This is a genomic window from Lactobacillus gallinarum (genome assembly GCF_002160635.1).
Classification (GTDB): Bacteria; Bacillota; Bacilli; order Lactobacillales; family Lactobacillaceae; genus Lactobacillus; species Lactobacillus gallinarum.
The window spans coordinates 1-1,290 of record NZ_NFKZ01000069.1; the positions used below are offsets into that span (position 1 = coordinate 1).

The 1,290-nt window shown below is 32.0% G+C and carries 2 protein-coding genes; one reads left to right on the forward strand and one right to left on the reverse strand.

The features are described from left to right. Nucleotides 1-91: IS3 family transposase (locus tag B5E95_RS10305; RefSeq protein ID WP_143437023.1), on the forward strand; the 91-nt coding region annotated here is incomplete at its 5' end. 54 nt (nt 92-145) lie between these two features. On the opposite strand, the gene B5E95_RS10310 is transcribed toward B5E95_RS10305, so the two are convergent. Next, nucleotides 146-1,006 carry a helveticin J family class III bacteriocin gene (locus tag B5E95_RS10310; RefSeq protein WP_241146361.1) on the reverse strand — a complete coding sequence of 287 codons (861 nt, stop codon included), beginning with the start codon at nt 1,004-1,006 and terminating at the stop codon, nt 146-148. Nucleotides 1,007-1,290 lie beyond the last annotated feature (284 nt).

A 1,290-nucleotide genomic window follows, 5' to 3' on the forward strand; every position in this document is an offset into this window, starting at 1 on the left:
ATACTATAACGAAGAAAGGATAAAGAGCAGATTAAAAGGCTTAACTCCGAAAGAATATCGGAATCAAGCCTCTATTAATCCTGTATTTTAAACTGTCTAATTTTTAGGTCTCAGTTCATTGAACATATTGGTCTTTTTTTATTAACTACCAATTAATCTTAAAAATTTTATTCTTTCGAGTTGTATAATCTGAACTATCATGGTAGGCAACAGTCAGATAAAGATCATTTTCACTATTAACTTGAATACCTTCAAATTCTGTAGCATATCCCGATTCATTTAATTTAAAACTATTATCTAAACGAATTATATCCCATTCAGAAGCTTCAGTAGCTTCCCATGGAATTTTGACTATTTTTCTAGGTTTAGAATAAATATCTGTTTGATCTGGATGTGCCTCACTTGAAATATAAATATTCAGGTTATCATCAATATCATATCCTTGTAATGATGTAATTTCTTTTACTAGACCTTTAATTTTAAATGCTTTCAAGCACTGATCAGCTAATGCGTCTATCTTCAAATTTACATCACCTGTACCAACTCTATCTAAAGCATTGTTAACATCTTCCAAATTATAAAGTGAAAAATATCCTGTGTCACTTTTATCTACAGTAACAATTAAAAAATAACTATAATTTGGAGATGGAGATACGGCTGCTTCAGATCTAACCAAGTCATTACCACTATATGCTAATCCAAATTTCCTACCAGCTTGATTTAAATTGGAAATGCGAGGTAATTGCGTGTTGAATTTATATTCAGCTTTACTGAACTTTACTCTAGCAATTTGAGTATCCCAATAAATTGAAGGATGATCAGGATCTTTTTTAGGCTTAGTACCGATAAACCATTCACTTGCTCCACTATAAGAATCTGTCCGATTAGCATATTCCCAAGTTTGAGTATGACCACCAGCTGCTTGCAAAGTTTTATTAGCAGGAACAGAATGAATCCCATCTAAATACAATCGCTCAACATTACTATTCTTGCCTTTTCCTTTCACAAAATCTCTCCTATGACGAGCACGATATACTACCGCATCTGTACCCTGTTTTAGTAATTAAAGAGCATAATTGTAGGTCTTTCCAACATTACCCTTTTGAACTACAACCTCATGTAAGCCATTCAACTCATACATTTTCTCTATATTCGCATTTGTAATATCAACCATAATAAACATTCTAAGCTAAATAGTGAATTAGTTATCCGACGGGATAATTGATTCACTATTTTTATTCTCTTGTAGAATTTAAGTAGTAGTAAAACTATATGTCATCGGGGCTTTAG